This window comes from Streptomyces sp. NBC_01363 (assembly GCF_026340595.1).
Lineage (GTDB): Bacteria > Actinomycetota > Actinomycetes > Streptomycetales > Streptomycetaceae > Streptomyces.
Genome location: NZ_JAPEPF010000001.1, coordinates 695,670 through 719,712 on the forward strand (window position 1 = coordinate 695,670; position 24,043 = coordinate 719,712).

General features: G+C 71.5%; 19 protein-coding genes and 1 riboswitch. Of the genes, 8 read left to right on the plus strand and 11 right to left on the minus strand.

Annotation, left to right across the window (positions count from 1 at the left end):
• The first annotated feature begins 230 nt into the window (after positions 1 to 230).
• Positions 231 to 1,175, plus strand: coding sequence for a triacylglycerol lipase (locus OG611_RS03175; protein WP_266415304.1), 945 nt, complete (start codon positions 231 to 233; stop codon positions 1,173 to 1,175).
• A gap of 233 nt (positions 1,176 to 1,408) precedes the next feature.
• Positions 1,409 to 2,908, plus strand: coding sequence for a M23 family metallopeptidase (locus OG611_RS03180; protein ID WP_266415306.1), 1,500 nt, complete (start codon positions 1,409 to 1,411; stop codon positions 2,906 to 2,908).
• Between the two features lie 43 nt (positions 2,909 to 2,951).
• Here the strand turns inward: OG611_RS03180 and pcrA are convergent, their stop codons facing one another.
• Positions 2,952 to 5,426, minus strand: a complete 2,475-nt coding sequence (pcrA, locus tag OG611_RS03185) for a DNA helicase PcrA (protein ID WP_266415308.1) — start codon at positions 5,424 to 5,426, stop codon at positions 2,952 to 2,954.
• Positions 5,427 to 5,672: 246 nt separating this feature from the next.
• A riboswitch (cyclic di-AMP (ydaO/yuaA leader) is annotated at positions 5,673 to 5,838 on the plus strand.
• On the opposite strand from pcrA, the gene OG611_RS03190 reads away from it, so the two are divergent.
• Positions 5,837 to 6,988 carry a C40 family peptidase gene (locus OG611_RS03190; protein WP_266415311.1) on the plus strand — a complete coding sequence of 384 codons (1,152 nt, stop codon included), beginning with the start codon at positions 5,837 to 5,839 and terminating at the stop codon, positions 6,986 to 6,988. (Overlaps the previous riboswitch by 2 nt.)
• A gap of 59 nt (positions 6,989 to 7,047) precedes the next feature.
• Here the strand turns inward: OG611_RS03190 and OG611_RS03195 are convergent, their stop codons facing one another.
• Positions 7,048 to 7,401 (minus strand): hypothetical protein, encoded by a 354-nt coding sequence (locus OG611_RS03195; protein ID WP_266415314.1) that lies wholly within the window; start codon positions 7,399 to 7,401, stop codon positions 7,048 to 7,050.
• A 314-nt stretch (positions 7,402 to 7,715) separates the two neighbouring features.
• Here OG611_RS03195 and OG611_RS03200 point away from each other — a divergent pair, with 314 nt between their 5' ends.
• Together OG611_RS03200 and OG611_RS03205 are read left to right on the plus strand one after the other, a co-directional pair.
• Positions 7,716 to 8,777 (plus strand): NlpC/P60 family protein, encoded by a 1,062-nt coding sequence (locus tag OG611_RS03200; protein ID WP_266415316.1) that lies wholly within the window; start codon positions 7,716 to 7,718, stop codon positions 8,775 to 8,777.
• Between the two features lie 107 nt (positions 8,778 to 8,884).
• Complete coding sequence (locus OG611_RS03205; protein WP_266415319.1) at positions 8,885 to 9,646, plus strand: GNAT family N-acetyltransferase; 762 nt, start codon at positions 8,885 to 8,887, stop codon at positions 9,644 to 9,646.
• A gap of 75 nt (positions 9,647 to 9,721) precedes the next feature.
• Here OG611_RS03205 and OG611_RS03210 read toward each other — a convergent pair whose 3' ends face one another.
• Positions 9,722 to 10,420, minus strand: a complete 699-nt coding sequence (locus tag OG611_RS03210) for a response regulator transcription factor (RefSeq protein ID WP_266415321.1) — start codon at positions 10,418 to 10,420, stop codon at positions 9,722 to 9,724.
• Positions 10,404 to 11,702: an ATP-binding protein gene (locus OG611_RS03215; protein WP_266415323.1), complete on the minus strand. Its 1,299-nt coding sequence runs from the start codon at positions 11,700 to 11,702 to the stop codon at positions 10,404 to 10,406. Before OG611_RS03215 ends, OG611_RS03210 begins: the two co-directional genes overlap by 17 nt.
• Positions 11,703 to 11,899: 197 nt before the next feature.
• Between OG611_RS03215 and OG611_RS03220 the strand changes: the two genes are divergently transcribed.
• Positions 11,900 to 13,237 (plus strand): PspC domain-containing protein, encoded by a 1,338-nt coding sequence (locus tag OG611_RS03220; protein WP_266415326.1) that lies wholly within the window; start codon positions 11,900 to 11,902, stop codon positions 13,235 to 13,237.
• Here the strand turns inward: OG611_RS03220 and OG611_RS40585 are convergent.
• The 5 genes from OG611_RS40585 to guaA form a co-directional block, all read right to left on the minus strand.
• Positions 13,232 to 13,378 (minus strand): hypothetical protein, encoded by a 147-nt coding sequence (locus tag OG611_RS40585; RefSeq protein WP_323180084.1) that lies wholly within the window; start codon positions 13,376 to 13,378, stop codon positions 13,232 to 13,234. The two genes, OG611_RS03220 and OG611_RS40585, sit on opposite strands and share 6 nt — an antisense overlap.
• 15 nt (positions 13,379 to 13,393) lie before the next feature.
• Positions 13,394 to 13,903 (minus strand): DoxX family protein, encoded by a 510-nt coding sequence (locus OG611_RS03230; RefSeq protein WP_266415330.1) that lies wholly within the window; start codon positions 13,901 to 13,903, stop codon positions 13,394 to 13,396.
• 124 nt (positions 13,904 to 14,027) lie between these two features.
• The gene (locus OG611_RS03235; protein ID WP_266415332.1) at positions 14,028 to 15,296 is read right to left on the minus strand and encodes a hypothetical protein; all 1,269 of its coding nucleotides are present in this window, start codon (positions 15,294 to 15,296) and stop codon (positions 14,028 to 14,030) included.
• Positions 15,297 to 15,409: 113 nt separating this feature from the next.
• Entirely contained in the window at positions 15,410 to 16,180 is a 771-nt protein-coding gene (locus OG611_RS03240; RefSeq protein ID WP_266415334.1) for a class II aldolase/adducin family protein, read from the minus strand.
• 319 nt (positions 16,181 to 16,499) lie between these two features.
• Positions 16,500 to 18,095 carry a glutamine-hydrolyzing GMP synthase gene (guaA, locus tag OG611_RS03245; protein WP_266415336.1) on the minus strand — a complete coding sequence of 532 codons (1,596 nt, stop codon included), beginning with the start codon at positions 18,093 to 18,095 and terminating at the stop codon, positions 16,500 to 16,502.
• A gap of 357 nt (positions 18,096 to 18,452) precedes the next feature.
• Between guaA and OG611_RS03250 the strand changes: the two genes are divergently transcribed.
• Both OG611_RS03250 and OG611_RS03255 read left to right on the plus strand, forming a co-directional pair.
• Complete coding sequence (locus OG611_RS03250; RefSeq protein ID WP_266415338.1) at positions 18,453 to 18,770, plus strand: chorismate mutase; 318 nt, start codon at positions 18,453 to 18,455, stop codon at positions 18,768 to 18,770.
• Positions 18,771 to 19,367: 597 nt separating this feature from the next.
• A complete protein-coding gene (locus tag OG611_RS03255; RefSeq protein WP_266415341.1) occupies positions 19,368 to 20,375 on the plus strand; it encodes an LAETG motif-containing sortase-dependent surface protein in 1,008 nt (335 codons plus the stop codon).
• A gap of 122 nt (positions 20,376 to 20,497) precedes the next feature.
• On the opposite strand, the gene OG611_RS03260 is transcribed toward OG611_RS03255, so the two are convergent.
• Positions 20,498 to 22,327, minus strand: coding sequence for a GMC family oxidoreductase (locus tag OG611_RS03260; protein WP_266415343.1), 1,830 nt, complete (start codon positions 22,325 to 22,327; stop codon positions 20,498 to 20,500).
• Between the two features lie 49 nt (positions 22,328 to 22,376).
• Entirely contained in the window at positions 22,377 to 24,005 is a 1,629-nt protein-coding gene (locus tag OG611_RS03265; RefSeq protein WP_266415345.1) for a succinic semialdehyde dehydrogenase, read from the minus strand.
• Between the last annotated feature and the right edge of the window lie 38 nt (positions 24,006 to 24,043).

Here is a 24,043-nt window from a genome sequence, read left to right on the forward strand (position 1 = left end):
ACGGGGAGGGGGAAATCACACGTGGGACATGTTCACCGGGCGCCGTTCCCGCATCACGCGGCAGACCTGCCGTGCGGGACCGGCCGCCAGGGGAGCCGCTACGAGGTCGCCGTACCACCGCGCCGTCAGCCGCGCGGCACGGTGGTACGGCCCGCCCGGCCCATCCGGTCCGCCTGCGCGCCGGAAACCACGGAGCCGCCTCCCCCGCTCGTCGAAGCAGGAGGTCGGCCATGAGGGTCCCGCCTTTCCTTCCCCTGACGCTGGGCCGGCCGTGTCCGTGCCCGGTCCGCCTGTCAACCGCTCTACTGAAGGCCACCGCGCTGGAGCTGGTCGTTCTCGCCGGGCACGTGCTCCTCTATCCCACCGGCATCACGGGAGAGCGACGGGCCACGCCACACCCGGCCGGACCGCACACCGCACCCCCCAGTGCCATCTCCACCGCACCCCCCGGTGCCATCTCCACCGCCCCGACCGGAGCCTCCCCCCTCCCCGCCGAGGGCGACGAGCACCCCCCTGTCGTCCTTCTGCACGGCTTCATCGACAACCGTTCGGTCTTCGTGCTGTTGCGCCGCTCCCTCGCCCGACACGGCCGACGTCACCTGGAATCGCTCAACTACTCACCGCTGACCTGCGACATCCGCACGGCGGCCGAGTTGCTCGGGCGGCATGTCGAGGAGATCTGCGCACGCACCGGACACCACGAGGTCGACATCGTCGGACACAGCCTCGGCGGCCTGATCGCCCGCTACTACGTACAGCGACTGGGGGGTGACCAGCGGGTCCGCACCCTGGTCACCCTCGGCACACCGCACGGGGGAACGGCCGTCGCCCCGCTGGCGAGCGCTCACCCCATCGTGCGGCAGATGCGTACGGGGTCCGCACCGATCGAGGAGCTGCGCATGCCCGCGCCCGGCTGCCGTACCCGGTTCGTGAGCTTCTGGAGCGAGCTCGACCGGGTGATCGTCCCGGCCGAGGCGGCCTGCATCGACCATCCGGACCTCGACGCCCAGAACGTACGCGTCACCGGGATCGGCCATCTCGCACTGCCGGTGCATCCGGCCGTCGCCGCCGCGGTCCGGCAGGCACTGGAATCCCGCGACCCAACGACCGAAGCCATCGGAACCGCAGGAACCGCAGGCACCACGGGCACGGCAGGCACCGCAGGGGCTGCATGAGCCGCACGGGCCGGCACAGACCCCACAAATAGAACGCGTTTCGAACATAGAGCCAAGGCTGTGTGCACAGTCCGTCGAAAGACGGCCGATTGCCCGTTTCCTGAGTCGCCCATGCCCACCGAAGATTGTCGGCGTCACGTACCGCCGGGTACAGTCGCGGCCACTGCTCCCCCTGGGATCCCACCGCCGGAACCCAGAGCACAGGTCCTGCTGCCGAGGCGAGAGAGAAGTTGGTGAACGACCAGCACCCCCACGCCGGGTACGCCGGATACGACAGCGAAGTGACCGGCAACTTCGACAGCGATCCGCTCTTCGGCTCGCTCCCCGGCGGCCACGACGGCGCGTACGGCAGCGGCTACGGCGCCGGGCAGTCCGGATACAGCGGCCAGTACGACTCCACGCAGTGGGACACGGGTGCACACTCGACCACCTCGTACGACGCCTACTCCCCGTACGCCGCGCAGCCCCAGCAGGAGTACGAGGCGGGGCCGACGTACGAGACCACGGCCACCTGGACGCCCGCCGGCTACGGCACGGAAGCGACCACGGCCACCGCCACGTTCGCCGGCATCCCGGCCCAGGGCGGCGCCCCGGACACCACGGGTCAGTGGGACACCAGCGGCTGGCACACGAACGACCCGTGGGCCACGAGCGAAACGGCCGCATACGACAGCGGCGCGTACGACGCCACCGCCTGGAACACCGGCGCCACGCCCGAGCACGAGCAGCAAATCGCGCAAACCACGGAAACCGCACAGGTGTCGTACGAAGCGCCCCCGGCACACGAGGCGCACGGAACCTACGAGTCCTACGCCGACCTGGGCTCCTACGACCCCTACGAGCCCTATGTCAACGACAGCACGGACAGCACGGTTGACCCGGGCGACGCAGATGACGCGGGCGTCACAGGGCTCGCGGACGCCGCAGACGCCGCACCCGGCTCGCGCCGCACCCTCAGCCGCCCCGCCACCCGCAACGGCGGCGGCAGCCGCAGCCGGCGGCGTTCCCCCGCGAAGCGTTCCGCGCTCCTCACCGTCGCCATTCCCTCCGCCTGCGTGATGAGCGTGGCCGGAATCGCCGCGGCCTCCGTCGGCGGAGTGGGCGGCGAGGACAAGAAGGACGACAACACCACCACGATGGCGGCGGCCGACCCCGACTCCGTCAAGCCGGTCGCGGCCAACAACAAGCTGGACACACAGCTCGCCAACCTCAGCGCCGACGCCGAGAACTTCGCCGACCGCGCCAGCCGTACCCAGGAGCGCATCGACCTGCGGGAGCGGCAGGCCGCCGAGAAGAAGAAGCGCGAGGTGGAGGCCGCCCGCAAGGAGGCCCTGCGCCCCAAGTACGTCATGCCGGTCAAGCGGCACGGCCTCAGCGCGTACTTCGGTCAGGCGGGCGTCAACTGGATGTCCGTGCACACAGGCATCGACTTCCCCGTCCTGGAGGGCACGCCCGTGATGGCCGCGACGGACGGCACCGTGCGCACCCAGCTGAACAGCGCCTACGGGAACATGGCCATCGTCACCATGGCCGACGGGACCGAGACCTGGTACTGCCACCTCAGTGGCACCAAGATCCGCTCGGGCCCGGTCAAGGCCGGTGATGTCATCGCGTACTCGGGCGACACCGGGAACTCGACCGGCCCGCACCTGCACTTCGAGGTGCGGCCCGGTGGCGGACCGGCAGTGGACCCGCTGCCCTGGCTCCGCAGCCACGGCGTCAACCCGACCTGAGCCCAGCGGGGCGGGGGCCGCGACCCCCGCCCGCCGACTCCGTCTACAGCTTCTCGACCGGCGCGTAGCGCAGCAGCAGCTTCTTGGGCCGCTCGTCGCCGAAGTCGACCGTGGCCTTCGCCTGGTCGCCGACGCCCTCGACCGCCGTCACCGTGCCGAGCCCGAACTGGTCGTGCGTGACCCGGTCACCGACGGTCAGCGTGATCGTCGGCTTGTCCGAGGTCCGCCGGGTCGCGAAGCCCGAGGGTCCGGAGCGCGCACGCGACGCGGACAGCGACGACGTGATCCCCGAGGTCGGTCCGGCCGGAGCCGCCATCGGCCCGGTCCGCTTCCACTCCAGGTGCTGGTCCGGGATCTCCTCCAGGAACCGCGACGGCGGGTTGTACGAGGGCTGTCCCCACGCGCTGCGCATCGCGGCCCGGGTCAGATAGAGCCGCTCGCGGGCCCGGGTGATGCCGACGTACGCGAGCCGCCGCTCCTCCTCCAGCTCCTTCACCTGGCCCAGCGCCCGCATGTGCGGGAAGACGCCGTCCTCCATGCCGGTCAGGAAGACGACCGGGAATTCGAGGCCCTTCGCGGTGTGCAGCGTCATCAGCGTGATGACACCGGAGCCGTCCTCGTCCTCGTCGGGGATCTGGTCGGAGTCGGCGACGAGCGCGACCTTCTCCAGGAACTCGGCGAGCGTGCCCGTGCCCGCGGCCGTGGCCGCGCCCGTGCCCGCGTCCTCCTCGCCGGCCGCTCCCCGCTCCTGCTCGAATTCGAGGGCCACGGCGGCCAGTTCCTGAAGGTTCTCGATCCGGGTCTCGTCCTGCGGGTCGGTGGAGGCCTGCAGCTCGGCGAGGTAGCCGGTGCGCTCCAGGACGGCCTCCAGGACCACCGCGGGGCCCGCGCCCGACTCGACGATCGTGCGCAGCTCCTCCATCAGCGTGTTGAACCGCTTGACGGCGTTGGCCGACCGGGCCGCCATGCCGTACGCCTCGTCGACCCGGCGCAGCGCCTGCGGGAAGGTGATCTTCTCGCGCAGGGACAGCGCGTCGATCATCGCCTCGGCCCGGTCGCCGATGCCGCGCTTGGGCACGTTGAGGATGCGGCGCAGCGGGACGGTGTCCTCCGGATTGGCGAGGACGCGCAGGTAGGCCAGGATGTCCCGGACCTCCTTGCGCTCGTAGAAGCGCACGCCGCCGACGACCTTGTAGGGCAGGCCGACGCGGATGAAGATCTCTTCGAAGACACGGGACTGGGCGTTCGTACGGTAGAAGATCGCGACGTCGCCGGCCTTGGCGTCGCCCGCGTCGGTCAGCCGGTCGATCTCGTCGGCGACGAACTGCGCCTCGTCGTGCTCGGTGTCGGCGACGTAGCCGGTGATCCGGGCGCCGGTACCGGCGTTCGTCCAGAGGTTCTTGGGGCGGCGGCTCTCGTTGCGCTCGATGACCGCGTTGGCGGCGGACAGGATCGTCTGCGTGGAGCGGTAGTTCTGCTCCAGGAGGATCGTCGTCGCGTTCGGGTAGTCCTCCTCGAACTGGAGGATGTTGCGGATGGTCGCGCCGCGGAAGGCGTAGATCGACTGGTCCGCGTCACCCACGACGCACAGCTCGGCCGGGGCGTCGACCTCGCCCGCCGGGCCGACCAGCTCGCGTACGAGGGTGTACTGGGCGTGGTTGGTGTCCTGGTACTCGTCGACCAGGACGTGCCGGAAGCGGCGGCGGTAGTGCTCGGCGACGTCCGGGAACGCCTGGAGCAGGTGGACCGTCGTCATGATGATGTCGTCGAAGTCCAGCGCGTTGGCCTCGCGCAGCCGGGACTGGTACATCGCGTAGGCCTGGGCGAGCGTCTTCTCGAAGCCGTCCGCGGCCTGGCCGGCGAAGGTCTCCTCGTCGATCAGCTCGTTCTTCAGGTTGGAGACCTTGGCCGTGAACGACTTCGGCGGGAAGCGCTTCGGGTCGAGGTCGAGATCGCGGCAGACCAGGGCCATCAGCCGCTTGGAGTCGGCGGCGTCGTAGATCGAGAACGACGAGGTGAAACCGAGCCGCTTGGACTCGCGGCGCAGGATGCGTACGCACGCACTGTGGAAGGTCATGACCCACATGGCGTTGGCGCGCGGCCCGACGAGCTGCTCGACGCGCTCCTTCATCTCGCCCGCGGCCTTGTTGGTGAAGGTGATCGCCAGGATCTGGCCGGGGTGCACCCCGCGCTCGGCGAGGAGGTGGGCGATCCGGTGGGTCAGCACCCGGGTCTTGCCCGAGCCGGCCCCGGCGACGATGAGCAGCGGGGATCCCGCGTGGACGACGGCGGCGCGCTGCTCGGTGTTCAGCCCGTCGAGGAGCGCCGCGGAGTCGATGACGGGGCGGTGCGCGCCGTCGCGGTAGTAGGCGTCCCTGGGCGGCGGGGGCCCGTCGAACACGCCCGCGAAGAGGTCCTCCGGCACCGCTTCGGGTGCGGAGTCCTCGGGGGGCGGCGGGGGCTCTTCCTCCGAGTGCTGGAGGCCGGCCAGGAAGCTGTCGTCAAAGAGGCTGCTCATCGCTTGTCGAGTCTAGGCCGCCGCACCGACACCCGTCGGCCGCATGACGAACCGCACACGACCGACGGCACACAAAGAGAGCGGGCACCCACTCCCCGTAAGGGAATCCGGCCGCCGGCGCCCCACTCCGGCAAGGTCACGAAAATGTATCGGGCATATCGAACATCAACCTTCACAGCAGCACCACGGGTTGGCTAGCGTGCTCGACCGGGCGGCCCGTACCCCCTTGAGGCGAACCACGCCGAGCGGGCGCCCCCGCCGAATCCGGGCTGCCCCCGCGGGAGTTCGGAACCGGGGACCCACACGCAGTACCGGGGTGAATCGGTCCTTATCCCCCACTCGGACCGTAGGGCAGCCTTCCGTTCCGCCCGAACCCGACAGCTAACCCGGTAGGCGGTCCACGGAAGGAGATGCCGGCCTTGGCGTCGCATCGCAAACCGCGCACCCGGGTGCGCACCACCGCACCGGCCGTCGGGCTCACCACGGCGGCCCTGGCGTCCGTGACCCTGCTCTCCACGCAGAGCGCCATGGCCGCCCCGGATCCGAAGCCCGGCGTCGAGGACGTCCAGAAGAAGGTCGACGACCTCTACCGACAGGCGGGCAGCGCGACCCAGCAGTACAACCAGGCGAAGGAAGCCTCCGCCACCCAGCGCGCCAAGGTCGACGCCCTGCTGAACGACGTCGCGAAGCGCGCCGACAAGCTCAACGACGCGCGCAGGACGCTCGGCACCTACGCGGCCGCGCAGTACCGCAGCGGCTCCATCACGCCGAGCGCCACGTTCTTCCTGGCCGACGACCCGCAGTCGTACTTCGACCAGAGCCAGTTGATGGACCGGATGACCGGCCGGCAGCAGAAGGCGATCACGGACTTCCGCACGCAGCAGGCCAAGGCGTCGAAGAAGCGCGCCGAAGCGGTGCGGAGCCTGGAGACGCTGACGACGACGCAGACCACACTGCGCACCAGCAAGCAGAACGTCCAGAAGAAGCTGGGCGAGGCGCGCACGCTGCTGTCGAAGCTGACCGCCGAGGAGAAGGCGCGGCTCGCGGCGATCGAGCGCAAGAAGGAGGCGGAGGCCAGGCGCAAGGCGCAGGAGCTGGCGAAGCAGCAGGCCGCCGCGAAGGCCGAGGCCGACCGCAAGGCCGAGGAGGCCGCGAAGGGGTCGGGGGGCGGTACGGGGACGGGCACCGGGACCGGCTCGGACAGCAGCGCCACCACGAAGGCGGAGAAGGTCCTCGCCTTCGCCAGGGCCCAGCTGGGCAAGCCGTACGTCTGGGGCGCGACGGGCCCGGCGTCGTACGACTGCTCCGGACTCACCCAGGCGGCGTGGAAGTCCGCGGGCGTGGACATCCCGCGGACCACGTGGGACCAGGTCAAGATCGGTACCCGGGTCGCCACCGCGGATCTGCGTCCGGGGGACCTCGTCTTCTTCTACGACGACATCAGCCACGTCGGCATCTACAAGGGTGACGGGATGATGATCCACGCGCCGAAGCCCGGGGCGAACGTGCGCGAGGAGTCGATCTACTACATGCCGATCTACGGCAGCGTGCGACCGGCGTAGCGGCTCGCACCGTCACCCCCGGTCGTCGGACGGCCGGGGGCCGGGGCCGCACGGCGGGATCAGGTCCAGAGCGTGGCGATGAAGATGTTGAGCATCGTCAGCCCGCCCACCGCCGCGAAGGCGCCCTTGTCGGCCTTCTCGTCGTCCCGCTTGATGTAGACGAGCGCGAGGACGACGACCAGGACCAGCAGCTTGACGCCGATCTTGATGTTGTTCACGTGGTTGCCGTCGGCCTCGTTCAGCCCGACCAGCGCGACACCGGTGACCAGCATGGTCAGCGCACCGTGCAGCATCGCCGGGACGAACCGGGCCGTGCCCGCGCCCATCGCCTTCATCTGGGTCAGGAAGCCGCCCAGCAGGGAGGCGATACCGATGATGTGCAGGGCGACGAAGACATGAATGAGTACGTCCATGAGGCCGCAGCCTAGCCCTGGCCATATCACCACTCGACAGGCAGGTACACCTTCCCGACCACTTCGCTCGCGCCTGTACCAATTGCCTGACTCCGGTGCAATTTTTCCGATCACTGGACGACATTGCCACGCCAAATTCGGACAATGGGCGCCATTACGACTCCTGCCCGTGCCCCGGGTTTAGCGTCCCTGATCAGGTGACCGACTTCACCGCCGCTCCGTACGCGGACGGCGCACCGGTCGCCCCGCCGAGAGATCGGGCGGGCCCGCCGGTAGCCCCCGGCGGGCAGTCGTCAGGAAGGACGCACGCCCTCGTGGCAGCGCATCGAAAACCCAAGCAGCGCCCGTACACCGGCCCTGCTGCCCGCACCGCGGCAACCCTCGCCTTCGCCGGGGCCGCCACTGCCGCGGTACTGCCCGGACCGGCGCACGCCGATCCGCAGCGCACCCCCGCCCAGGTCAAGGCCGAGGTGGACCGGCTTTACCACGACGCGGAGGTCGCCACCGAGCAGTACAACGGCGCGAAGGAGAAGGCCGCCGCCGCGGAGGACACCGTCGACACCCTGCGCGACGAGGCCGCCCGCAGGACCGAGCGCCTCAACGCCTCGCGCGACGCGCTGGGTTCGTTCGCCGCCGCGCAGTACCGCACCGGCGGCCTCGGCACGTCCGTGCAGCTGGCGCTCTCCTCCGACCCCGACCAGTACCTGGAGCGGGCGTCGTACGTGGACCGGATCGGCGACCGCCAGGCCGCCGCGCTCAACAAGGTCCGGCGGCAGATCGCCCAGATCGCCACACTGCGCTCGCAGGCCAAGGGAGAGCTGGCCGCACTGGCCGCCCGCCGGGCCGAACTGAAGAAGCACAAGGCGACGATCACGGCCAAGCTGGCCGACGCGCAGCGGCTCCTCGACCGGCTGAGCCCGCCCGAGCGCACCGCCTACGAGAACTCCGACCACGGATCGGCCGACGGCGCGCGTTCCGCCGACCGTGCCGACCGGAGCACCGCGCGTGGCTCCGTCAGGGCGCCGAACGCCCGCGCCGCCGAGGCCGTCGCGTTCGCGTTCGGGGCCCTCGGCAAGCCGTACGTCTGGGGCGCCACGGGCCCCTCCTCGTTCGACTGCTCCGGGCTCACCCAGGCCGCCTGGCGCTCCGCCGGTGTCTCGCTCCCGCGGACCACGTACACCCAGATCAACGCCGGCCGGCGCGTCTCCCGCTCCGAACTCGCCCCGGGCGACCTGCTGTTCTTCTACTCCGGCATCAGCCACGTCGGGCTCTACATCGGCAACGGCCAGATGATCCACGCTCCGCGCCCCGGAGCACCGGTCCGGATCGCGCCGGTCGACCACATGCCCTTCGCCGGGGCCACCCGGGTGGCATAGGCTCCCGTCTCCGATCCGGAGCAACCCGCCATCGGAGCAACCGCCTTCGGGCCGGACCACCCTCGGACCGGCCCGCCGTCGCCCAACCGGCCGGAGGACAACCCCACATGCCCATGGACGCCGATGTCCAGAACCATGCCCGTACGCTCGCCCAGCGCTCCCCGGACCACCTCCGGGTCGGACCCTTCACCGTGCGATACAACCCCAACTGGTCGAGCAAGTACGCCAATTACGCCATACCCGACCGGGACGCCGAGCCGACGGCCGAGGATCTCGACGCGCTGGTCGCGGCGTTCCGCGAGCACGACCGGCTGCCCCGGCTGGAGTTCCTGCCCGGCTCGGCGCCCGCGGTCGAACCCGCGCTGCTCGCCGCCGGGTTCACCGTCGAGAACCGGGCCCCGGTCATGGCCTGCGCGCCGGGCGACCTGCTGCCGCCGAAGCCGGTGGACTCCCTCGCGATCGCGGAACCGGCCACCGAAGCGGAGTTCGCCGCCGCCGCGCTCGTCCAGCACCACGGATACGGCGAGACCGGCGAGCCCGAGGACGGCATGGCGGAATGGCTGCGCACCGCGGCCCGGGGCGGCGGCGTCGCGGCCCTCGCCACGGTCGACGGCGTAACGGCGGGCGCGGGCGGCTGCTCCGTCCCGGTCGACGGCCTGACCGAACTGGCCGGTCTCGCCGTCGCCGACGCCTACCGCCGCCGCGGCATCGGCGCCGCGCTCTCCGCCCATCTGACCGCGACCGCCTTCGAGCGCGGCTGCCGGGTGGTGTGGCTGGAGCCGGGCGACGCCGATGTGGAGCGGATCTACGCGGGCATCGGCTACCGCAGGGTCGACGAGAAGCTGAACATCTCGCTCGACCCGGCCTGACGCACCCGCCGCCCGCAGGCAGGCCGAACCCGCCGACGGGCCGAACCCGCAGGCAGGCCGAGCCCGTCGGCGGGCTCAGACCAGCCGTCGCGCCGTGGCCCACCGGGTCAGCTCGTGGCGGTTGGACAGCTGGAGCTTGCGCAGCACCGCCGAGACATGGGACTCGACCGTCTTCACCGAGATGAACAGCTGCTTGGCGATCTCCTTGTACGCGTAGCCGCGGGCGATCAGCCGCAGCACCTCGCGCTCGCGCTGAGTGAGGCGGTCCAGGTCCTCGTCGACCGGCGGCGCGTCCGTGGAGGCGAAGGCGTCGAGGACGAAGCCGGCCAACCGGGGCGAGAACACCGCGTCGCCGTCCTGGACCCGGAAGACCGAGTCGACCAGGTCGGTGCCGGTGATGGTCTTGGTGACATAGCCGCGGGCACCGCCGCGGATGACGCCGATGACGTCCTCGGCGGCGTCCGACACGGACAGCGCCAGGAACCGCACCGGGTTCTCGACGGCCCCCATCAGCGGGGCGCAGCGGCGCAGCACCTCGACGCCGCCGCCGCCGGGCAGGTGGACGTCGAGGAGGACGACCTCGGGGCGGGTCGCCGTGATGACGTCGACCGCCTGGTCGACGTCGGCGGCCTCGCCGACCACCTCGACGCCGGTCTCCTCGGTGCGGCCGATCTCGGCCTGGACGCCGGTGCGGAACATCCGGTGGTCGTCGACGAGCACGACCCGTACCCGGCGCTCCGGGCCCCCGGCCGCCGCCTCAGTGGTCTTGGTCATCGCTCGCCCTCTCCATCTCCAGCTCGACTTCCGTGCCCCCGCCGGGCACCGGACGCAGCCGCGCCGTGCCGCCGTTGCGCTGCATCCGGCCGATGATTGATTCTCGTACGCCCATTCTGTCCCCCGGTACGGAGTCCAGGTCGAAACCCGGCCCCCGGTCGCGCACCGAGACGAAGACCGTGCGGCCCTCGACCTCCGCGTAGACCTGCACGGCGCCGCCCTCGCCACCGTACTTGGCGGCGTTCACCATCGCTTCGCGTGCGGCCTGCATCTGCGCGGTCAGCTTCTCGTCCAGCGGGCAGTCGCCGACGACGACGACCTCCAGCGGGACGCCGTGCTTGTCCTCGACCTCGGCGGCGGCGCGCTTGACCGCTTCGGCGAGGGTCTCGGGTTCGTCGTCCTCGTCCTTGCCGGTGCCCTCGGGGTTGTACAGCCAGTTGCGCAGCTCCCGTTCCTGGGCGCGGGCGAGCCTGCGGACCTCGCCCGGGTCCTCCGCGTTGCGCTGGATCAGGGTGAGGGTGTGCAGCACCGAGTCGTGGACATGGGCGGCCACCTCGGCACGCTCCTGCGCCCGGATGCGCATCGTGCGTTCCTCGGAGAGGTCCTGGGTCATGCGGACGAGATAGGGGCCGGCCAGCAGCGCGATGCCGGTGAGGACGGCGATGGCCGCGGTCAGGACGTTGCCGAGCTGGGCCGCGGAGCCACGTACCACCATGAAGACGGCCAGGCCCAGGCCGACCAGGGCGACCCCGGCGAGCCCCCGGGCCAGATGCAGGACGCTGCGCCGGCTGCCGACCTCCATCCAGCGGGCGCGCCGGGCGTTGTCGGCCTGCCGCCACACCAGTACGGAACCGGCGCCGATCAGCAGCGTGGGCCAGATGTAGCGGTTGGCCCCGCTGCCCATGTCGACGTTGCCGACGAAGATCATGGCGCCGAAGACCAGCGCGATCAGGGCGAAGATCTGGCCCTTGTCGGGCTTGCGGAGCCGGCGCCCGCCGTCCGGGGCGGTCTCGAAGACCGAGCGCGGTGCCTCGACGCCGCCGACGCCGAGCGGGACGACGATCCAGAACACGGCGTAGAGCAGCGCGCCGAGGCCGTCCGCGAAGAACAGGCCGAGGAAGACGAACCGCACCCAGACGACGGGCAGTCCGAGATGCCCGGCCAGACCGCGAGCGACGCCGCCCAGCAGCCGTCCGTCGGCACTGCGGTACAGCTTGCGCAGCGGTGGCTCCTCCGGTTCTGCGTTGCGGGAGCTGGTGGCTCGGGTCGTGGCGGCTGACATGCCCCGATCGTCACATGTCCGTGCGGGTGGCGGCATCAGGGTCGGCCCCCTAATCGTCCCTGAGAGCACGGGCCCGGGGGACGAGGGCCTGTCCGGCGGATCGAGGCCGGGCCTCAGGGGCCCGGCCGGCCAATATCAGGGATCGGCCAGGGTCGCCGCGGGTCCCGGACGGGCTCGCGGCCCGTCACCATGGAGCCATGACCGTTCCCCAGGACGCCTCCCCCGGTGTCGCTCCGCCCCCCGAACCGGCGCCTCTGCTGCGGCGCAGCCCGCAGCACAAGGTCGTGGCCGGGGTGTGCGGCGGGCTCGGCCGGTACTGCGACGTCGATCCGGTGATCTTCCGGATCGTGCTCGGTGTGCTGTCCGTGACCGGCGGCATCGGGCTGATCTTCTACGGCTTCGCCTGGCTGCTGGTCCCCGTGGACGGCGAGGAGGAGAACGAGGCGCGCAGGCTGCTGTCCGGCCGGGTGGAGGGGGCCTCGCTGATCGCGGTGCTGCTCGCGCTGATCGGCTGCGGTCTCTTCCTCTCCATGCTGGGCAACGGGGGCACGCTGGCGTTCTCCGCGATGCTGTCGCTCGCGGTCGTCGGCTTCGCCGTATGGACGCAGCACCGCAGGACCGCGGCGCCCGAGGACCCGCTGCATCCGGCGACCGCGCAGGCGGTGGCGGACGCGCCCCCCGAGGTGAAGGCGCCGCCGTCGCCGGGCAGCCCGTCGTGGTGGCGGGACCCGATCATCAAGGACGGCACATCGGGGCCGGTGGCCGCCGGCTATCTGTGGGGTCCGGCCGACGCGACGCTCCCGGCCCGTGCGGCACGCCCCGCGGGCGCCGCGCAGGACGATCCGTTCCGCGCGCCCCGGCGGGAGCCCGGGACCAGGGGCCCGACCTCGATCGGCGGCCTGGTGTTCCTGTTCGCGCTGATCGCGGGAGGTCTGGGCACGGGGCTGAGCTGGGAGTCCCAGCCGTTCGGTACGAGTCTGCAGTTCGGCCTGGCCGGTGCGCTCGCGGTGTTCGGGCTCGGGATGCTAGTCAGCTCGTTCCTGGGCCGGACGGGGTTCGGCACGGTCATGCTGGCGATGATCACGGCCGCCCTGCTGGCGGGCGCGTCCGCGCTGCCCAAGAACATCACCACCCAGTGGGTGCGCGAGGGGTGGCGGCCCACCTCGGTGGCGGCGGTCCAGCCGCACTACCGGCTGGGCACGGGGGTGGCACGGCTGGACCTCACCGGGATCGCGGTCCCGCGGGGCGACACCGTCGCGACGGAGGTGAACGTCGGGGCGGGCCGCGCCGTCGTCGTCGTACCGAAGGACGTGACCGTGAAGGTGGACGCGCGGGCGGGCGTCGGCGACATCACGCTGCCGGTCAGCAGTCCGGGCGACGCCTCGGCCGGGCAGCCGCGCGATGTGGACATCAACCCCGCGCAGCGGGAACATCGGACGCTTCCGCCGCCCCCGGGCAGCAAACCGGCCGGAACGGTCGAGCTCACTCTCGAAGTCGGCATCGGACAGGTGGAGGTCACCCGTGCTGCGTCATGAGATCCGTCCCGGACGGGCGGTGGCGGGCGTGGTCATGCTCGCGCTGGCGGCGGGATACGCGGCGGACGCCGCGGGCGCCTGGGACGCCCCGTGGGTCTTCTTCTTCTCGCTGTTCTTCGGCGGCCTCTGGCTGGCCGCCACCGCGACCTGGGTGAACTACCTGATCCGTCGCCGTCGTGACGCGAGAAGGGCGTCCACGGAGAACGCCGCGCCCCCGCCGAGCACCAGCGGCAGCCAGGCCATGAGGTAGGCCAGGTCGTTGCCGAAGTAGTACGGCGTGACCTGCCAGCTCACGGTCAGCCACAGGCTCAGCGAGATCAGCGCACCGCCGAGCGCGGCGAGCCGTGCCCACAGCCCGAAGAAGGTGCCGAGGCCGACGGCGAGCTCACCGATGGCGATGGCGTACCCGAAGGCTCCGGGGCTCTTCAGCGCGAGGTCGACGAGGGCCGGGATCGCGGACGAGTCGCGTACCGCGTGCATGGTCTCGCCGATGGAGCCGGGGCCGCTCGCCCGGAAGAAGGCACTGTCCGTCAGCTTGTCGAGCCCGGCGTAGATGAAGGTGACGCCGAGGAAGATCCGCAGGGGCAGCAGGGCGTGCTCCCGCGCCACGTCCTTGAGCCCTCTCGACTCGCCCAGACCGCGTACGTTCGTGCCGTATCCCTGCATGTGGCTGTCCCACCTTCCGTAGACCCGTCACCAGACCATACGTACGCGGGGAACACGCTGCTCACCCGGCGGGTCGTCCGGCCCGGTACCCGCCGTTCCCCCGGGTGGTCCCGGGCCCCGGCAGTCAGTCCGTCACGTCGATCTCGACCCGGTTCGTCTCCACTCCGGCGGCGGTCACGACCTGCACCTCCACCAGTCCCGGCTCGACCTCCACCGGTACCGGCACGGTCAGGACGCCGTCCGTCGGGTTGGCGAAGCCGCCGGTGACCGGGATCAGCGGCACATGCACATGGACCCGGCCGATCCGGACGACCATGCGGGCCAGCCGGTCCGGTGTCCCGGCGCCGGGCGGCACGAAGCCCGCGCCCCGGATCTCGATGTCGTCGCCGGTACGGACCGGCGCGTCCAGGTCCCCGGCCTCGCGGGCCCGGACCACCGAGAGGATCACCGGACGCCCGCCCTCCGCGTACTTCCCGGCGAAGTAGGCGAGCGCCGAGACGGTGACCAGCAGCGCCAGGCCCCAGGGCAGGTCCGGCAGCTGCTCGGGCCGGCGGGCCAGGCGGACCGCGGCGAACAGTACGGCGACGGTGCTCACCAGCACGTACTGCACATCCGTGAAGCTGCCCCGCCCGGAGTCGTCGGTGAGCAGATCGGCGGCGCGCGGCCGGTCGGCCCGCAGCTTCTGGATCCGCCCGGACAGGGAGCGTACGGTCACGACCCGGCGTACGACGACGGCGACGGCGCACACCAGCGCGAGCACGGTCACCACCCCGGCGCCCCGGGCCAGGTCCAGCCCCTCGATCAGCGCGTCGCGCTCGGCGTGACCGGAGGCGCCCGCCAGCTGGAGCGCCAGGACGAGTACGGAGAAGACGGCGAGCAGCACCCAGGAGACGGCGACCGCCCGGGAGGTGGAGAGCCGGTTGTCCTCGCCGATCAGCGGGGCGAGGAGGCCGCCGCGGGCCCGGTGGACATGGGCGGCGCCGGTCAGCAGGCCGGCGGTGACGAGTCCGGCGACCAGCCCCGCTGTACGGGCGTTGGTCCAGCCCGCGCCGATGGCGGTGGCGGACTCGCCGATGACCAGCAGCGCGACGCTTCCCCACACCACGATCAGGGTGCGCCGCCACACCCGGTACAGCCAGGCGTCGCCCGCCTCCCGGCCCCGTTCGGCGACGGTCCTGGCGGACTGGGTCAGCTCGTCCGAGACCCACTGGCGGGTCGCGGAGGCGGACTGCGCCACGCCGGGCGGCAGCCCCTGGCCCGCGGCGAGTTCGTCCCGCTTGGCCAGGAACGCGGCCACCGCGCGCCGGTGGCCCTCGCGTGCCCCGTGCGGGCAGTCGCCGCACGTGCAGCCGCCCCCGTGCGTGCTGCTCGCCCTCGCCTCGTCCAACGCCACTGAGAACGCCGCCCTTTCAAGCCCCGGTACAGCCAACTCGGCTGCTATTGCAGCGAATTGTGCCGTACGACAGGGCCGCGGACCGCATCGGGGCGGTCCGTCGGCGCGTATCGTCAGAATGTGCGACTGATCCGGCGCCACAGGGGCTGGTAGTTGATCCATGCCACCAGGTCGCTGCCCAGCTGGTCACGGGTGGCGACCGCGTCCCGGTGCTCGATCAGCACCGGTTTCCCGGCGGCCCGCGCGGCCAGTTGCACCTGGCAGGAGCGCTCCAGCGCGATGAACCACCAGGCGGCCGCGTCCACCGAGTCGCCGACGGTCAGCAGCCCGTGGTTGCGCAGCACGATCGCCTTGTGCCCGCCGAGCGCGGCGGCGATCCGGCGCCCCTCGTCCTCGTCCACGACGACCCCGGTGTACGCGTCGTACAGGACTGCGTCCTCGTAGAAGGCACAGGATTCCTGGGTGATCGGCTCGATGAGCTCGCCGAGCGCGGACAGGGCCCGCCCGTGCACGGAGTGGGTGTGCGCGACGGCGACGACGTCCGGGCGGGCGCGGTGCACCTGCGCGTGGACGGCGAAGGCGGCCTGATTGACGTGGTGGCGCCCCTCGACGACCTGCCCCTCGCCGTTGACCAGGATCAGCTCGTCCGCCGTGAGCCCGTCGAACGGGGCCCCGAAGGGGTTGACCCAGAAGCAGTCGGTGAACTCCGGGTCCCGTGCGGTGATGTGGCCGGAGACGCCGTCCTCGTACCCGTACTCCCCGAACAGCCGGAGCGCCCCGGCCAGTCGTTCCTTGCGGTACGCGCGCTCGTCGGCCACGGATTCGTGGACGGGCGGCATCGCGAAGTGGAGCTGGTCCACGGGTATGGGCGTGGGCTCGGACATGGCGGCTCCTCGGGGCTCCCAGGGCGTACGTGCGCGGGCGCACGGGACCGGAAGTTACCGCCGGTTGCCGCAAGTGGCCAGGGTGTCGGGAAGGCTGCCCGCCTGTTTCTACGCCCGGCGGCCGCAGTCCTTGGTGAGGTCGACGTCCGGCCCCGCAGGCAGATGCGCCTGCAGGCCGTTCTCCAGAAGCCACGTGGTCCGCATGTGAAACCTGGTCTGCGGACTCATGAAGACAAGAAGCCGGCCTGCCCAGCCCATACGACGATGCCGCCGCCCAAACGAATGAGCGACGGCATCGGCATTGACCTTGCGGGAGGGGTCACTCCCACTCGATGGTGCCCGGCGGCTTGCTCGTCACGTCGAGCACGACGCGGTTGACGTCGGCGACCTCGTTGGTGATGCGGGTCGAGATCCGGGCGAGCGTCTCGTACGGCAGGCGCGACCAGTCGGCCGTCATGGCGTCCTCGGAGGAGACCGGGCGCAGGACGATCGGGTGGCCGTAGGTGCGGCCGTCGCCCTGGACGCCGACCGAGCGGACGTCGGCGAGCAGGGCCACCGGGCACTGCCAGATGTCGCGGTCCAGGCCGGCCGCGGTCAGCTCCTCGCGGGCGATGGCGTCGGCCTCGCGGAGCAGGTCGAGCCGCTCCTTGGTGACCTCGCCGACGATACGGATGCCGAGGCCGGGGCCGGGGAACGGCTGGCGCTGGACGATCTCGTCCGGCAGGCCGAGCTCCTGGCCGACCATCCGGACCTCGTCCTTGAACAGCTGGCGCAGCGGCTCGACGAGCTGGAACTCGATGTCCTCGGGGAGGCCGCCCACGTTGTGGTGCGACTTGATGTTGGCGGTGCCGGTGCCGCCGCCGGACTCGACGACGTCCGGGTACAGCGTGCCCTGGACGAGGAAGGCGACTTCCTCGCCGCCGGCGGCGCCCTCGGCGAGGATCTCGGCCTGGGCCTGCTCGAAGACGCGGATGAACTCGCGGCCGATGATCTTCCGCTTCTGCTCGGGGTCGGAGACCCCGGCCAGCGCGGTCAGGAAGCGCTCCTCGGCGTCGACGACCTTCAGCTGGACTCCGGTGGAGGCCACGAAGTCCTTCTCGACCTGCTCGCTCTCACCCTTGCGCATCAGACCGTGGTCGACGTACACGCAGGTCAGCTGGGAGCCGATGGCCTTCTGCACGAGGGCCGCGGCGACCGCGGAGTCCACCCCGCCGGACAGACCGCAGATGGCGCGCTTGGTGCCGACCTGCTCGCGGATCAGCGCGATCTGCTCCTCGACCACATTGGTCGTGGTCCAGGTCGGCTCGATGCCGGCGCCGCGGTAGAGGAAGTGCTCCAGGACCTGCTGGCCGTGCGTGGAGTGCAGGACCTCGGGGTGGTACTGGACGCCGTAGAGCTTCTTCTCGTCGTTCTCGAAGGCGGCGACCGGCACGACGTCCGTGGACGCGGTGACGGTGAAGCCCTCGGGGGCGGCGGAGCAGGCGTCGCCGTGCGACATCCAGACCGACTGCTCGGCGGGGGTGCCCTCGAAGAGCGTGGAGCCGGTCTTGGAGACGGTGAGCGGGGTACGGCCGTACTCACGGGCACCGTTGTCGTCGACGGTGCCGCCGAGCGTGGTGGCCATCAGCTGGAAGCCGTAGCACATGCCGAAGACCGGGACCCCGGCCTCGAACAGCGCACGGTCGAGGGAGGGCGCGCCCTCCGCGTACACCGAGGAGGGGCCGCCGGACAGGATGATCGCCCGGGGGTTCTTGGCCAGCATCTCGGCCACCGGCATGGTGGACGGGACGATCTCGCTGTAGACCCGGGCCTCACGGACGCGTCGGGCGATGAGCTGGGCGTACTGCGCGCCGAAGTCGACAACGAGAACCACGTCGGTGGTGGTGTCGGGGGCGGCGGGGGGTGCTGCTGGCACGGGCGGCCTTCCGGCGGTGAAGGGGGGTCTGTTTTGTCGATTCTACCGGGGTTGCGGAGTCCGCCGTCGTCCCGCCCGTACGGGGGTGCCGGGGCGGACTCCGCCGGGGCCGGCCGGACCCGGTGTCTCAGCATCCGGGCCCCGTGTTGGCCCGCCCTCGGGAGCGGGGCCATACTGAGTTCCATGCAGCAGCACACGACCTTCGTCTTTACCTATGGCATCCGGCCCGCCGGCTGCCATGGTCGTGCTGCTTGATCCCAAGCAACGTTCCAGGCGCCCCGGGCCGAAAGGCCCGGGGCGCCTTGGCGTTACGGACCGGTCGGCCTCGGGGACCACACCCCACGAGGAGTCACCACCATGACCAGCACCGCCCCCGCGAAGACCGCCCAGGCGAAGACCACGGCCGAGAAGACCGGTGCGCACACCGAAGAGGCAGCCACGCTGATCGACGACGCGCGGTCCCGCATCGACACCCTCGACGACCGGATCATCGGACTCGTCCAGGAGCGGATGGCCGTCTCGGCGGTCATCCAGGAGGCCCGGATCACCTCCGGCGGTCGCCGGATCAGCCTCTCCCGCGAGATGGAGATCCTCGCCTCGTACCGGGACGCGCTCGGCAGGCCCGGCACCTCCCTCGCCATGACGCTGCTGGAGCTGTGCCGCGGCCGGGCGTGACGCCCCGCGGGCCGGGGGTCCCCCGGCGTATCCCAGTTCGGGCCGATTCTCACCCGTACGGCGCGTGACCGGGTCCGGCGCGGCTTCGTTGGTCCCGGTGTCCGTGCCAGCCAGGGGCGGCTCTGGAAGGAAACCACGCGTGGCTCCGCTGGAGCGTGTGGCGCACTGCAGGTGCGCCGTGGGACCGCGCCCCAGCGTGCGTGACCGGTCGGCAGGGGACAGCAGCCCGGTCACCCCGGGATACGGCCGGCTCCGGGGACGCCCGGAGTCGGCCGTATCCGGTTGAGATCCAGTCGAAACGGCCTGCGTGACGCGGGCCGCGTCCCGGCGCCGACGTACGAAGGGCCCCGCCGACCGACGGTCCGCGGGGCCCTTCCCCGTGCGAGCGGGGCCGTTTCCCCTGAAAGCAGGGGCCGTTTCCCGTGGAAGCGGACGTGAGGGGCGTCACATAAAGGTTCTGTGAGCATCCGGACAACCATTGCGGCGGACCGCTGGTCAACCATGCGGAACCACCGGCCCCGCTCGTGCCCCCCTCACGACGGGCCCGTCCCGAAACCCGTATCGCGCACCGCGCTACGCCGGACTTCCGAGGTCACCATGAAGCTTCGCCGCGCCCTGGCACTCGCCGCCGCCACGGCAGTCATCGCCCCTGCCGCGGTCCTGGCCGTCCCCGCCGCGTTCGCCGTGACGACGGACGGGACCGCTGCCGCCGAGGCCACCGGCTCGCCCTCACCGAGCGACTCCGGGTCCCCGGCGACCGAGCCGAGCCCGTCCGCGTCCGCCGAGGAGACCGGCGAGGAGTCCGGCACACCCGGTCCGGGCGAGACCTCCGAGAGCACCGGTCCGGCCCCGGGCGAGGCCGTCGGCGCGACCCCGAGCGATTCGGCGAGCGCCTCGTCGTCCGCGTCCGCCTCCCCGTCGGAGTCCGAGGACCCGGAAGAGCCGGCCGAGTGCGCCAAGTCCGACCTGGACATCTCCGTCAACGGCCTGCCCGGCCGGATCGCCCGGGGCAGCGGCTGGCACACGTTCAAGATGAACGTCTACAACTCCTCGAAGTCCGCCGTGAAGGAGATCGACTACTTCGCGGGCGCCTCCTCCGACAAGGCGGGCAACGATCTCTTCCGCTCGAAGCAGGTCAGTCTCCAGGCCCTCGACCCGGAGACCGACAAGTGGGTCGAGCTCAGCGAGGACGGCCGCGCGGTCGGTTACGTCGGCCAGTCCGACGAGATCCCCGCGGGGTACGAGGTCGACATCCCGCTGCGCATCAATGTGAAGCCGACCGCCCCCGTCGGTGCCGGATTCACGCTCGGTGCCGGTCTGTACGTGGGCGACAAGGACTGCATGGGCGTCAGCGACGTCGCGTACAAGTTCAAGATCGTGGAGTCCGGCGGGAGCGGTTCGACACCGCAGACGGGCGGCAGCGCCCCGGTCCCGTCCACGAAGCCGGCCGACAACCCGACGGGCAAGGTGTCCGGCAGCCTCGCGGAGACCGGTTCGTCCTCCGCGCTGCCGGTGTTCGCCACCGCGGGCGGCGCGGCCGTGGTGCTCGGCGCGGGCGCGATGTTCATCGTGCGGCGCCGCAGGAACGGTGACGCCGGCGTGTGACGCGTCCGCTCACCGTGAGCATGGAGGGGCTGCACTCGGAGGGGGTGCAGCCCCTCTCTGTTGTCCCGATTCCGCTGTGCCTGCTACGACTTCTTCTACTCCTACGGCTGCTTCCTCGGCTTCTACGGCTGCTTCTTCGGCGGGACGGTCGGCAGCCCGAGGAACGGCAGCTTCAGCGCGCCGAAGGCGTCCTTCGGCACGGCCGGTGACCGCGGCTCGACCGCCGCCAGCCGTTCGTACGCCTCGCCCGGTGCCGGGCGCGGGTCCGCCTCGCCCTTGTTGGGCCAGAAGGACATGGCGCGCTCGGCCTGGGCGGTGATGGTGAGCGACGGGTTGACACCGAGGTTCGCGGAGACCGCCGAGCCGTCGACCACCGAGATGCCGGGGTGCCCGTGGAGCCGGTGGTACGGGTCGATCACCCCGTCGTCGGCGGTGGCGCCGATGGGGCAGCCGCCGAGGAAGTGCGCGGTGAGCGGGGTGCCCATCAGCTCGCCCACGTTCGAACCCGCGAAGCCGTTGATCTCCTCGGCGAGCAGCGTGGCGCTGCGCGTCGCCTCCTCGATCTGGGTCGGGTTGGGCGCGCCGTGCCCCTGCCGGGCGGTGAGCAGGCCCTTCCCCATGCCGCCCGGCTTTCGGTACGTCGTCAGGGAGTTGTCGAGCGACTGCATGACGAGCCCGATGATGGTCCGTTCCGACCAGCGGCGGTTGGAGAGCGAACGCACGGCGAGGGTCGGGTGCTTGGCCATGTTGCCGAGCCAGCCGAGCACCCGTCGGCCGCCGTAGGGCACCTGGAGGATGGACATCGAGCCCATCGCGTTGGAGCCCTTGCCGTAGCGGACCGGCTCGATGTGGGTGTTCTCGTCGGGGTGGATCGAGGAGGTGATGGCGACGCCCCGGGTGAAGTCGGCCTTCGGGGTGCCGTGCTTCTTGCGGTAGCGCCGGTCGCTGGTCTGCGAGCCGACGAGCGCCTCGGAGTTGGTACGGGTCAGCTCGCCGAGCCGGGCCGAGAGCCGGGGCAGCAGCCCCTTGTCCTTCATGGTGTGCAGCAGGGTCTGCGTCCCGTACGTGCCGGCCGCGACGACCACCTTGCGGGCGCGCAGCCGCGTGGGCTTCGCCTTCCTGCGGCGGTCGGTGGGAACGGTGACGACGTGGTAGCCGCCCTCCGGATCGTCGGTGATCGCGACGACGGAGGTCATCGGGTGGATGACGGCTCCGGCCTTCTCGGCGAGGTGGAGGTAGTTCTCGTTGAGGGTGTTCTTCGCGCCGTGGCGGCAGCCCGTCATGCATTCGCCGCACTCGGTGCAGGCCTTGCGGGCGGGGCCCGCGCCGCCGAAGTACGGGTCGGCGACCGTGCCGCCGGGCTTCGCCTTCGCCGTGCCGTCGGCGTCCTTGCCGTCGCCGAAGAAGACGCCGACCGGGGCGAGGTGGAAGGTGTCGCCGACCCCCATGGCCTGCGCTGCCGCCTTCAGATGAACGTCGGAGGGTGTCATCGTTGGGTTGAGCCGGACTCCGAGCATCCGCCTGGCCTGGTCGTAGTACGGCTTCAGCTCGTCCTGCCAGTCGGTAATGGCCGCCCACTGGCGGTCCTCGAAGAACGGCGCCGGGGGCACGTACAGCGTGTTGGCGTAGTTGAGCGAGCCGCCGCCGACGCCCGCACCGGCGAGCACCATCACATTGCCGAGCAGATGGACGCGCTGGATGCCGAAGAGCCCGAGGGCGGGGGCCCACAGGTAGTTCTTGAGGTCCCAGGAGTTCTTGGGGAGGGTGCCGGGGGTGAACCGGCGGCCCGCCTCCAGCACCCCGACGCGGTACCCCTTCTCGGTCAGCCGCAGGGCCGACACCGCACCGCCGAAGCCCGAGCCGACGACGAGCACGTCGTAGTCGTAGGCGGCGTCGTCGTCGGTCCTTTCCGGGGCAACGGGCCGATTCTGGGCAGGGCTGTCCTGGGACATGGCTCTCCTCGGTACGAAACGGGCGGAAGGTGCTGCGGTGCCACCGGGGTCAGCGCAGGCGGAACGCCTTCATCGCCTTGAGGCTGACGCTCATGAACGCCGCGTACTTCTCGTCGTCCATACCGAAGGACGGGGCGAGCGGAATCAGCCGCTGCTGGGCGACGGTCTGCGCCTCGGTGTACTTGAGGATGCCCTCGGAGCCGTGCCGGCGGCCGAGTCCGGAGTCCTTCATGCCACCCATCGGGGACTGCACGCTGCCGTACGCGGGGGCGTACCCCTCGTTGATGTTGACCGTGCCGGTCCGCAGCCGGGCGGCGACCCGGTGGCCGCGCCCGGAGTCCTTGGTCCAGACGCTGGAGTTCAGGCCGTACGGGGTGGCGTTGGCGAGGGCGACGACCTCGTCCTCGTCGGTGAAGCGGTAGATGGAGACGACCGGGCCGAAGGTCTCCTCGTTGCAGACGGCCATCGGCGCCTCGACGCCGTCGAGGATGGTCGGCTCGTAGAACAGCGGACCGATGTCGGGCCGGGCGACCCCGCCCGCGACGAGCCTGGCGCCCTTCTCGACGGCCTCCGCGACATGCCGGGTGACGGTCTCCAGCTGGCGCTCGCCGACCAGGGAACCCATGTCGGCGCCGTAGGCGAGGGAGTTGCCGAGCCGCATGGCCTTCGTGCGGGCGGCGAAGCGGGCCACGAAGTCATCGGCGATGGACTCGTGGACGTACAGCCGCTCGATGGAGATGCAGAGCTGACCGGCGGAGGAGAAACAGGCGCGGACGGCGCCCGCGGCGGCCTTCTCCACGTCGGCGTCCTTCAGGACCAGCATGGCGTTCTTGCCGCCGAGCTCCAGCGAGACACCGACGAGCCGGGCCGCCGCGCCCTGCGCGACCTCGCGGCCGGTGCGGGTGGAGCCGGTGAACGAGACGTAGTCGGCGTGCTTGACGACCTCGGGGCCGACGACGGGTCCGTCCCCGAGGACGACCTGGAACACCTCGGCGGGCAGTCCCGCCTCGATCAGCAGGTCACGGGCCCACAGCGCGGTCAGCGCGGTCTCCGTGTCGGGCTTCATCACGACGGCGTTGCCGGAGACGAACGCGGGCAGCGCGTCGCCGACGGACAGCTCGAACGGGTAGTTCCACGGCGCGATCTGCCCGATGACGCCGCGCGGCTGGCGCAGCTCGGTGACCTTGGTGAGGGTCGGCACGACTCCGGTGTGCCGCTTCGGCCTCAGGTACGAGCCGGCCTTGCGCCCGTAGTGGCGGGCCGCGACGGCGACGGCCTGCACCTCCTCGTGGGCGTGCAGCCGGGCCTTGCCGGTCTCCAGCTGGATGAGGTCGAGCACCTCGGCCTGGCGGCTGAGGACGAGGTCGTGGAAGCGGAGCAGTACGGCGGCCCTGGCGCGGACGGGCGTCGCGGCCCAGGCGGGCTGGGCCGCACGGGCCCGCTCGAAGGCGCTCGCCACGTCCTCGGGGGTGGACTCCGGCAGGTCGGCCAGCTTCTCCCCGGTGAAAGGGGTGTGGTTGGCCGTGCGGCCCGATCCGGCCACACCCCGGGTCAGCTGGGCGATCACCTCGGGAGTCACCACATCGGCGGCGGTGCGCACCCCCGCGGGGGCGGCGGCCACCGGGTTGGTGCCGAGCGGGGCAGCGGAGGTGGACGTGGAGGCCTGCGAGTCCGTCATGAGGGCGAGAGTACGTCCAGCCGCACGCTTTGGGTACC

Excerpts from the sequence above, each read along its gene's own strand:
- OG611_RS03260 (WP_266415343.1), bottom strand. The coding sequence starts at position 22,327 with ATGTCCCAGGACAGCCCTGCCCAGAATCGGCCCGTTGCCCCGGAAAGG.
- OG611_RS03250 (WP_266415338.1), top strand. The coding sequence starts at position 18,453 with ATGACCAGCACCGCCCCCGCGAAGACCGCCCAGGCGAAGACCACGGCC.
- OG611_RS03240 (WP_266415334.1), bottom strand. The coding sequence starts at position 16,180 with ATGTCCGAGCCCACGCCCATACCCGTGGACCAGCTCCACTTCGCGATG.
- OG611_RS03230 (WP_266415330.1), bottom strand. The coding sequence starts at position 13,903 with ATGCAGGGATACGGCACGAACGTACGCGGTCTGGGCGAGTCGAGAGGG.
- OG611_RS03195 (WP_266415314.1), bottom strand. The coding sequence starts at position 7,401 with ATGGACGTACTCATTCATGTCTTCGTCGCCCTGCACATCATCGGTATC.
- OG611_RS03255 (WP_266415341.1), top strand. The coding sequence starts at position 19,368 with ATGAAGCTTCGCCGCGCCCTGGCACTCGCCGCCGCCACGGCAGTCATC.
- OG611_RS03205 (WP_266415319.1), top strand. The coding sequence starts at position 8,885 with ATGCCCATGGACGCCGATGTCCAGAACCATGCCCGTACGCTCGCCCAG.
- OG611_RS03190 (WP_266415311.1), top strand. The coding sequence starts at position 5,837 with ATGCCGGCCTTGGCGTCGCATCGCAAACCGCGCACCCGGGTGCGCACC.
- OG611_RS03220 (WP_266415326.1), top strand. The coding sequence starts at position 11,900 with ATGACCGTTCCCCAGGACGCCTCCCCCGGTGTCGCTCCGCCCCCCGAA.
- OG611_RS03175 (WP_266415304.1), top strand. The coding sequence starts at position 231 with ATGAGGGTCCCGCCTTTCCTTCCCCTGACGCTGGGCCGGCCGTGTCCG.
- OG611_RS03215 (WP_266415323.1), bottom strand. The coding sequence starts at position 11,702 with ATGTCAGCCGCCACGACCCGAGCCACCAGCTCCCGCAACGCAGAACCG.
- OG611_RS03210 (WP_266415321.1), bottom strand. The coding sequence starts at position 10,420 with ATGACCAAGACCACTGAGGCGGCGGCCGGGGGCCCGGAGCGCCGGGTA.
- pcrA (WP_266415308.1), bottom strand. The coding sequence starts at position 5,426 with ATGAGCAGCCTCTTTGACGACAGCTTCCTGGCCGGCCTCCAGCACTCG.
- OG611_RS03265 (WP_266415345.1), bottom strand. The coding sequence starts at position 24,005 with ATGACGGACTCGCAGGCCTCCACGTCCACCTCCGCTGCCCCGCTCGGC.